Below are 8,505 nucleotides of genomic sequence, written 5' to 3'. Positions count from 1 at the left end.
GATCTGCAGGTGCGCCCGCGCCGGGCGCGGCAGGTGCGCCGGGTGCCGCGGGGGCGCCGGTATCGGCCGGAGCGCCGGGCGCTGCAGGTGTGGTGGCCGGAGGCGTAGTGCTCGGTGTGGTCGCCGACGTGGTGGAGGTGCTGGGGGTGGTCGACGTCGTCTCGCCGCCTTCCTCACCGCTGCCGCAGGCGACGGCCAGCGGCGCGACGAGGGTGGCCGCACCGATCCCGAGGGCGGTTGACCACCGGCGACGAGAGGGACTTTGCGAGGAGTTCGGTGACATGCTGGCTTCTTCCTGTCGGCGCTGGGCGCGACTCGGCGTCGTCGCTCGCGGTCGAAGCCACACCTACCCGGTGAGTCGGTCCTCAAACTGGGAGGTCGGCCAGCCGAACGGCGAGGCGGTGACGGACTGGCACGGGGCGCACAGACCGGGCCCGAGCCGCGGATAGCCACAGCCGTGGCACGCGTCGATGACGGTCAGTCCGTCTCCATTAAGCACGGGCGGAGATTACCCGTCAGTAGGCGCAGCCAACCCCCAAGGGGTGTGACGTAGTAGAGCCCCCTGTCAGGATTGAACTGACGACCTACGCATTACAAGTGCGTTGCTCTACCACTGAGCTAAGGAGGCGGGTCGAACGGCTTGAGAGTTTATCCGGTCACTCGGGCATGTCGATCACACGCTGTGAGCGCACCGGGCTGGTGGTGCGGCGGCCGACGCGGCGGCCGGGAAGCGGGATGCGGTCGGCGATGTTGCTCAGCGGGTTGACCACCTGGCTGAGCGTGATAACGGCCTCGCGCAGCGCCTCGACCGTGGGCGCCAGCGCCTCGAGGCCGGGGGTCAGGCGGTTGAGGGTGTCGGCGACGTCGGCGAGCTGCTCCAGCGGGCCGTTGCGGGCGGTCAGCTTGTCGATCAGCCCGCCCTCGGCCAGGAGCCGATCGGCGATGCCGTCCTCGGCCAGCAGCCGCTCCACCAGACCCTCCTCGTCGAGCAGTTGATCGACCAGGCCGCCGGGCTCGATGGCGCGCATCAGCCCGCCGTCCTCCTGGGTCAGCCGGTCGAGCACCCCGCCGGGCGCCGTCAACCGGTCGACGACGCCACCGGGCTGCAGCAGCCGGTCGATCGGGCCGCCGGGTTCCAGCGCGCGCCCGAGCGGCTGGTCGGGGTCCATCAGGCGGGCCAGGCGGTTGGCGCGTTCCACGGCGTCGTCGATGCCCAGCATCTGGGCGAAGCCACCGGAGCGGATGCTGACCGTCGAGTCGGTCTCCCCGAGCGTGGACTTGGCCAGCCCCAGGGCGCCGTTGGCAACCTCCAGACCCGTCTCGGCGAAGGCCAGGCCGACCCGTGCCGGCATGGTCGCGAGCTGCACCAGGTTCTTGCCGAGATCCATCGCAACAGTCTATGGACAGTGCAACCATGGACTCACAGAAATCTCACAGTCAACCCGCAGCGTTGCTCCCAGCGCGGGGGAGGACATTGATGACATGGCCATGGCAGCAGTTCAGGACACCACCCCCGAAGCGCGCGTGCTCGTCGTCGACGACGAGGCCAACATCGTCGAACTGCTGTCGGTGAGCCTGAAGTTCCAGGGCTTCGAGGTGCATACCGCCGCCGACGGCGCCGCCGCCCTCGACAAGGCGCGCGACGTGCGCCCGGACGCGGTGATCCTCGACGTGATGATGCCCGGGATGGACGGGTTCGGGCTGCTGCGCCGGCTGCGCGCCGACGGCATCGACGCGCCGGCGCTGTTCCTGACCGCCCGCGACTCGCTGCAGGACAAGATCGCCGGGCTGACCCTCGGCGGCGACGACTACGTCACCAAACCGTTCAGCCTCGAGGAGGTCGTCGCACGTTTGCGGGTGATCCTGCGTCGCACCGGTCACGGCGCAGAGGAGCCGAAGACGTCTCGGCTGCGTTTCGCCGACATCGAACTCGACGAGGACACCCACGAGGTGTGGAAAGCCGGCGAGCCGGTGTCGCTCTCGCCGACCGAGTTCACGCTGCTGCGGTACTTCATCATCAACGCGGGCACGGTGCTGTCGAAACCGAAGATCCTCGACCACGTCTGGCGCTACGACTTCGGCGGTGACGTCAACGTCGTCGAGTCCTACGTGTCCTACCTGCGCCGCAAGATCGACACCGGGGACAAGCGGCTGCTGCACACGCTGCGCGGGGTGGGGTACGTCCTCCGGGAGCCGCGATGAGCGCTTGCGCGAAGAGCCGAGGGCGCCGATGAGCGCTTGCGCGAAGAGCCGAGAGCTGCGGTAGTGCGTCGGGGCCTGCCCCTGCGCGTCGGTCTGGTCGCCGCGGCGTTGGTGCTGGTGGCGTTCGGGCTACTGGCCTCCGGCATCGCGGTCACCTCGATCATGCGGCACTCCCTGGAGAGCCGCGTCGACCAGTCGCTGCTCGACGCCTCCCGCAGCTGGGCGCAGGCCCCGCGGCAGATCCCCGCCGTCCCGGTCAGCGGACCCAACCCGGCCCGGCCGCCGTCGGACTTCTACGTCCGCGGCACCACGCCCGACGGGCACATGTGGACCGCGGTGAACGACCGCGAGGCCGAACCGGTGCTGCCCCCCGACAACAACGTCGGCGCCGAACCGGTCACGGTCGGATCGGTCGATCACTCCAACGTCCAATGGCGGGCTATGACGATCGAGGGTCCGGACGGTCAGCGCACCACCGTCGCGATCGACCTGTCCGACGTCCAGTCCACCGTCCGGGCGCTCGTCTGGTCACAGGCCGGGATCGGCGCCGCGGTCCTGCTGGTGCTCGGCGTCGCCGGGTACGCGATGGTGCACCGCAGCCTGCGCCCGCTGACCGAGGTCGAGGAGACCGCGGCCGCCATCGCCGCCGGCCAGCTCGACCGCCGTGTGCCGCAGCGCGATCCGCGCACCGAGGTGGGCCGGCTGTCGTTGGCGCTCAACGGGATGCTCGCGCAGATCCAGCGGGCGGTGGCGTCGTCGGAGTCCTCGGCGGCCGACGCCCGGACCTCCGAGGAGCGGATGCGCCGCTTCATCACCGACGCCAGCCACGAGTTGCGGACGCCGCTGACCACCATCCGCGGATTCGCCGAGCTGTACCGGCAGGGCGCCGCCCGTGACGTCGAGATGCTGATGAGCCGCATCGAGAGTGAGTCCCGGCGGATGGGGCTGCTGGTGGACGACCTGCTGCTGCTGGCCCGCCTCGATGCGCAGCGCCCGCTGGACCGGCACCGCGTCGACCTGCTGGCGCTGGCCACCGACGCGGTGCACGATGCCCGGTCCATCGCGCCGCAGCGGACCATCACCTTGGAGGTGCTCGACGGGCCAGGCACCCCCGAGGTGCTCGGCGACGAGGCGCGGCTGCGTCAGGTGCTGGGCAATCTGGTGGCGAACGCGCTCCAGCACACCCCGCCGTCGGCGGGGATCACGGTGCGGGTCGGCACCGATGACGGCGACGCGGTCCTCGAGGTGCGCGACGAGGGGCCGGGGATGAGCCAGGACGACGCGCTGCGGGTATTCGAACGCTTCTACCGCACCGATTCGTCGCGGGCGCGCGAGAGTGGCGGGACCGGGCTGGGGCTGTCGATCGTGGACTCGCTGGTCCGTGCCCACGCGGGTCAGGTGCGGGTGACCACCGCGCCCGGTGAAGGTTGCCGGTTCACCGTCACCATCCCGCGGGTCACCGAACCGCCGGAACGGGAAACGATCCGCGTCAACGGATCTCGGCGAGCGCCTGCTTGATCTTGGCCTGCGCCTCGTCCAGCGATTCCGGCGACGGGTTGTTGTCGACGTTGGCGAAGCCGAAGTCCGCCAGATCGCGGGCCGGGAACACGTGCACGTGCAGGTGCGGCACCTCGAGTCCGGCGATGATGAGGCCGGCGCGCTCGGCGGGGAACGCCTTGACCACGGCCCTGCCGATCAGCTGCGCGACCTCCATGACGCGGCCGAACACGGCGGGTTCGATGCCCTGCCACTGGTCGATCTCGGCGCGCGGCACCACCAGCGTGTGGCCCTGTGTCATCGGCGCGATGGTGAGGAAGGCGACGACGTCGTCGTCCTCGTAGACGAAACGGCCCGGCAGTTCCCCGTTGATGATCTTCGTGAAGACGGTCGCCATGGGCTTCGAGCATAGTGAACGCGGCGCCGGCTCCCGACAGCGATCTTGACCTGCTTGATCAGCGGATCATTGCCTTCGCTAGCGATCATTGTGCGTGGGATTGTCGGCCAGGTAAATTCTGCCGACTGCAACTGAATGGCGTCGCATCTCCTTCGCCGCCGCCCCGTGTCCAGAGAGGTGGCGCCCGGTGAGTCCGAGCACCAGGAAGACGACTGCTACTGCTGCCCTGGCCGTTGGCGTGATCGCCGCGGCGGCCGCCGCCGCTCCCGACCAGGACGCGCCCCGCACACCCGTGCCACTGCTGGCGGGAGCCGCAGAACCGATCGCGGCCGCCGCCACATCGGCCGGCGTCACGCCGGTCAGCGGCACGCCGGCGCCGGCGCCGACCGGTGGTGTCGCCGTGTCGAGCGCGGACGCCGAACCGGTCGCCCTGTTCGGCTCGGCCGTCGCGGTGATGCCTGCACGTGCCGGACAGCCGTCGGCGAGCGACCCGACGGCGTCACGCGAAACCGTCTCAGAGACGGGTCTTCTCGCGTGGCCGACCGCACCGTCGGAGGCAGATGCGCTGATCCTGTCGCTCGCCCAGTCTCTCGATGCGTCAGGCGGCGAGCGACCGGCGGCACGCGTCACGTTCGACTTCGCCCCGTCGACGAATCCACTGTTGCGGCCGCTGGTCGGACCCGGAGGCCTGCTCATCGGCGACGGCGTGCTGCCGGGACAGAACGGCGGTCTGCTCATCGGCAACGGCGCCGACGGTGCGCCCGGCCAGAAGGGCGGCAACGGCGGGTTCCTGTTCGGTGACGGCGGTAACGGCGGTGACGGCAACGAGCTGGGCATGCGCGGCGGCGACGGCGGCAGCGCCGGCCTGTTCGGCAACGGCGGCGCGGGCGGCATGGGGGTCCGCGAACAGGCCGGCGGCAATGGCGGTCGCGGCGGGTGGATCGCGGGCAACGGCGGGGACGGCGGCATGGGCGGCCTCGACTTTGCGAGCCTCGATCGTGACGGGTTCGGCGGTACGGGTGGCCGGGGCGGCAACGCGGGTCTGTTCGGGAACGGAGGAGCGGGCGGCGACGGCGGGATCGTGACGGCGCTCGTATTCCAGAGAGATGCATACGCCGGCTCGGGCGGGGCCGGCGGATCGGGTGGCCTCATCCAGGGCAACGGGGGCGCAGGTGGCATCGGCGGGTCGGCGCGATCCGTGCGCGGCGACGCGTTCGGCGGTGCCGGTGGTGCCGGCGGCGATGCGGGGCTGCTGGGTGTCGGCGGCAATGGTGGTGCAGCCGGTGACGCGGACGGCCGGACAGCGGTATCGGCGCAGAACGGCGGCGACGGGGGCAACGGTGGCCTGCTGGCCGGTGACGGCGGATCCGGCGGTGCCGGTGGCTCTCTGCTCATGCTCGGCGAAGACCTGAGCGTCGCCCAAACGGCCGGCCACGGCGGCGCGGGCGGTGACGCCGGGCTCCTCGGCAACGGCGGCGCCGGTGGCGCGGGCGGCATCGGCTCGCTCCAGTACTCGAACGGCATCGGCGGTGACGGCGGTACGGGCGGCCGAGGAGGTCTGCTCAGCGGCGACGGTGGTGCGGGCGGCGACGGAGGCGGCGTCGACTACGAGCGCGGCATCCGCTCCAACTTGGGCGGCAATGGGGGCGCGGGAGGCGATGCGGGCCTCCTCGGTGACGGCGGTGACGGCGGCCACGGCGGGCTCGGTATCGACATCGATGATGGCTCCGGCGGTGACGGCGGTGCCGGCGGAGACGCCGTCACCGGAACCGGCGGCAGGGGCGGTGACGGCGGTGAGGGTTTCTCCCTGCTCGGTAATGGCGACGGTGGCCAGGGTGGCCGCGGCGGCAACGCCCCGCTGGGCACCGGTGGCGGCGGCGGCAATGGCGGGCCGGGAAGTGGCGAGGGCGGCACAGGGGGCGCCGGCGGGCAAGGTGGAAGCGGCGCGACGGACGGCGCCGACGGCCAGCCCGGCGCCGGCGCGCAGACCGACAGCGGCGGGTGAGTCAGCGCGGGGAGATCACCCCGCGCAGCTCTTCGACGGCCCACGGCGGTGAGTCGTGATGGTCGCGGAACGCGAGGAAATCAGGTGTGGGGCGCGGGAATTCGCCGACGAAGCCACCGGCCGCGATGAAGATCCTGCCGGTGATGTCGCGGGCGGCGTCGCTGACCAGGTACGCGTACGTCGGCGCGGCGTACTCGGGCGGTGCCGCGTCCAGCGCGCCCCGCATGCTGACGTCGTCGAGCAGCCCGCGCCGGTTCAGCTCGGCGATGTGCGCCTCGTACTGCGGACCGGTGGACAGCCGCGTCTTGGCGCCCGGACACACAACGTTGGCGCGCACACCGCGCTCGTGCAGTTCCGCGGCGAGCGCCAGCGTCAGCGCGTTCACCGCGCCCTTACCCGCCGGATATCCCGTGCCGCCGTAGTCGCCGAGGAACGCGAACGAGCTGGTGTTGACGATCGCGCCGCCGCCCTGGGCGACCATCCGCGGCGCCGCCGCCCGGCACGTCTCGAACACCGTGCCGAGGTGGGCGTCGAGCAGTTCGCGGAACAGGGCGGAGGTCACGGTCAGGATCGACGACCCGGGCGGCTCCGCGGTGCCGGCGCAGTTGACCAGTGCGTCGATGCGCCCGAACTCGTCGACGCAGCGGTCGATCAGCGCATCGGCGACCGCCGGGTCGGCCGGTGACCCGGCCATCCCGATGCCGCCGACCCGTTCGGCCGCCGTGGCCACGGTGTCGGCGTCGCGGCCGTTGACCACCACGCCGAAGCCCTGGGCGGCAAGAAGTTCGGCGACCGCGAGCCCGACGCCGCGGGATCCACCGACGACGACGGCGCCGGTCAGTTGCCCTCGCTGAACGTCATCGCGTCCATGTTCCAGTAGCCGCGCAGGTTCGTGATCAGCCCGGCGTCGTTGACGCGGTAGGTGAACACGCCGCGGACCGTGGCCACGAACCCGTTCGGGAATTCGGTGCGCAGCACCAGGATGTAGGCGATCTCGGTCGGGGAGCTCGAGGGAAACCGTTCCTCGCACGTCACCGTCAACGTGTTCGGGCCGATGTTCGCGTCGTAGAACGCGGCGAGCGCTTCCTTACCGCGGACCCCGTTGCCGTCCGGGTTCGTGACGGCCTGCCCGATCGGGTCTTCCACGACCACGTCGTCGGCCATCAGTGCCAGCCAGCCCTCGCGATCCCCGGACTGCACGCACCGCCACGACGCCTGCGACGCCGCGACCGCAGGCGTCTCCTCGACCGTGGTCATCCGCGGTCGTCGTCCGTGTAGCGGATGACGCCGCGAATGTTCTTGCCCTCCAGCATGTCGGAGTAGCCCTCGTTGATCTGCTCCAGCTTGTACTGGCGGGTGATCATGTCATCGAGGTTGAGCTTGCCTGCCTTGTACATCGACAGTAGCTGCGGGATGTCGTAGTGCGGGTTGCCGCCGCCGAAGATGGTGCCCTGCAGGTTCTTCTGCATCAGCGTGAGCATCGCCAGGTTCAGCGTGACCTGGGTGTCGAGCAGGCTGCCGATGGCCGTGGCGACGCAGGTGCCGCCCTTGGCCGTCATGTTCAGGTAGTTGTCGATGTCGGCGCCGTGCAGCTCACCGACGGTGACGATCACCTTGTGCGCCATCAGGCCCCAGGTGACCTCCGCGATGCCGGCCATCGCGGTCTCCATGTCGGGGTAGACGTGGGTGGCGCCGAACTTCAGCGCGGCGTCGCGCTTCCAGTCGACCGGCTCGACGACGAAGATGTACCGGGCGCCGGCGTTGACCGCACCCTGCAGCGCCGACATGCCGACGCCGCCGACGCCGATCACCGCGACGTCCTGACCGGGCCGGATGTCGGCGGTGCGGGTGGCCGAGCCGTAGCCGGTGGTCACACCGCAGCCCACCAGGCAGGCCACCTCGAACGGGATCGACGGGTCGATCTTCACCACCGAGCTCTTGTGCACCACCATGTAGGGCGAGAACGTGCCCAGCAGCGTCATCGGGAAGACCGGCTGACCCTTGGCCTGGATGCGGAAGGTGCCGTCGGAGACCGCCTGCCCGCCGAGCAGCCCGGCGCCCAGATCGCACAGGTTGCGCATCCCGGCCTGACATGACGGGCAGCGGCCGCACGACGGGATGAACGACAGTACGACGTGGTCGCCGGGGGCGAGATCCTCCACGCCGGGTCCCACCTCGGTCACGATGCCGGCGCCCTCGTGGCCGCCCAGGACCGGGAAGCCGCCCATCGGGATGCCGCCGGTCACCAGGTGGTGGTCGGAGTGGCACATGCCCGAGGCTTCCATCTGGATCTTGACCTCGTCCTTGACCGGATCACCGATCTCGATCTCCTCGATCGACCACGGTTGGTTGAACTCCCAGATGAGAGCGCCTTTGGTCTTCATGCTCGTCCTGCTTTCCGTGA

8 protein-coding genes and 1 tRNA gene are annotated in these 8,505 nt (G+C 70.8%); 3 read left to right on the top strand and 6 right to left on the bottom strand.

From position 1 onward, the window contains the following. Positions 1-556: 556 nt before the first annotated feature. Together E4P42_RS16630 and E4P42_RS16625 are read right to left on the bottom strand one after the other, a co-directional pair. Positions 557-628 (bottom strand) — tRNA-Thr (locus tag E4P42_RS16630). A gap of 28 nt (positions 629-656) precedes the next feature. After that, entirely contained in the window at positions 657-1,388 is a 732-nt protein-coding gene (locus tag E4P42_RS16625) for a hypothetical protein (RefSeq protein WP_135127176.1), read from the bottom strand. A gap of 94 nt (positions 1,389-1,482) precedes the next feature. On the opposite strand from E4P42_RS16625, the gene E4P42_RS16620 reads away from it, so the two are divergent. Continuing rightward, on the top strand, positions 1,483-2,202 hold the full coding sequence (locus E4P42_RS16620) for a response regulator transcription factor (RefSeq protein ID WP_135127175.1): 720 nt from the start codon (positions 1,483-1,485) through the stop codon (positions 2,200-2,202). A 63-nt stretch (positions 2,203-2,265) separates the two neighbouring features. Beyond that, positions 2,266-3,720, top strand: coding sequence for a cell wall metabolism sensor histidine kinase WalK (locus E4P42_RS16615; protein WP_135127174.1), 1,455 nt, complete (start codon positions 2,266-2,268; stop codon positions 3,718-3,720). On the opposite strand, the gene E4P42_RS16610 is transcribed toward E4P42_RS16615, so the two are convergent. Further along, positions 3,692-4,096 (bottom strand): HIT family protein, encoded by a 405-nt coding sequence (locus E4P42_RS16610; RefSeq protein ID WP_135127173.1) that lies wholly within the window; start codon positions 4,094-4,096, stop codon positions 3,692-3,694. The genes E4P42_RS16615 and E4P42_RS16610 overlap by 29 nt on opposite strands. Before the next feature lie 292 nt (positions 4,097-4,388). Between E4P42_RS16610 and E4P42_RS27595 the strand changes: the two genes are divergently transcribed. Then, complete coding sequence (locus E4P42_RS27595; protein WP_371287045.1) at positions 4,389-6,101, top strand: PGRS repeat-containing protein; 1,713 nt, start codon at positions 4,389-4,391, stop codon at positions 6,099-6,101. Position 6,102: 1 nt separating this feature from the next. Here E4P42_RS27595 and E4P42_RS16600 read toward each other — a convergent pair whose 3' ends face one another. The 3 genes from E4P42_RS16600 to E4P42_RS16590 are packed head-to-tail and all read right to left on the bottom strand — an operon-like array spanning position 6,103 to position 8,485. Then, entirely contained in the window at positions 6,103-6,942 is an 840-nt protein-coding gene (locus E4P42_RS16600) for an SDR family NAD(P)-dependent oxidoreductase (protein WP_135127183.1), read from the bottom strand. Then, positions 6,939-7,358 carry a nuclear transport factor 2 family protein gene (locus E4P42_RS16595; RefSeq protein ID WP_135127172.1) on the bottom strand — a complete coding sequence of 140 codons (420 nt, stop codon included), beginning with the start codon at positions 7,356-7,358 and terminating at the stop codon, positions 6,939-6,941. Before E4P42_RS16595 ends, E4P42_RS16600 begins: the two co-directional genes overlap by 4 nt. Beyond that, positions 7,355-8,485 carry an NDMA-dependent alcohol dehydrogenase gene (locus E4P42_RS16590; protein WP_135127171.1) on the bottom strand — a complete coding sequence of 377 codons (1,131 nt, stop codon included), beginning with the start codon at positions 8,483-8,485 and terminating at the stop codon, positions 7,355-7,357. The genes E4P42_RS16595 and E4P42_RS16590 overlap by 4 nt, the downstream gene beginning before the upstream one ends. Positions 8,486-8,505 lie beyond the last annotated feature (20 nt).

Origin of the sequence: Mycobacterium sp. PS03-16 (assembly GCF_004570325.1) — a bacterium.
In the GTDB taxonomy this organism is placed as follows: Bacteria; Actinomycetota; Actinomycetes; order Mycobacteriales; family Mycobacteriaceae; genus Mycobacterium.
This window is presented reverse-complemented; position numbering and strand designations above follow the sequence as displayed.

Bases quoted from the DNA above. Each gene is read 5' to 3' on its own strand.
- E4P42_RS16625 (WP_135127176.1), bottom strand. From the start codon at position 1,388: ATGGATCTCGGCAAGAACCTGGTGCAGCTCGCGACCATGCCGGCACGG.
- E4P42_RS16620 (WP_135127175.1), top strand. From the start codon at position 1,483: ATGGCCATGGCAGCAGTTCAGGACACCACCCCCGAAGCGCGCGTGCTC.
- E4P42_RS16610 (WP_135127173.1), bottom strand. From the start codon at position 4,096: ATGGCGACCGTCTTCACGAAGATCATCAACGGGGAACTGCCGGGCCGT.
- E4P42_RS16595 (WP_135127172.1), bottom strand. From the start codon at position 7,358: ATGACCACGGTCGAGGAGACGCCTGCGGTCGCGGCGTCGCAGGCGTCG.
- E4P42_RS16590 (WP_135127171.1), bottom strand. From the start codon at position 8,485: ATGAAGACCAAAGGCGCTCTCATCTGGGAGTTCAACCAACCGTGGTCG.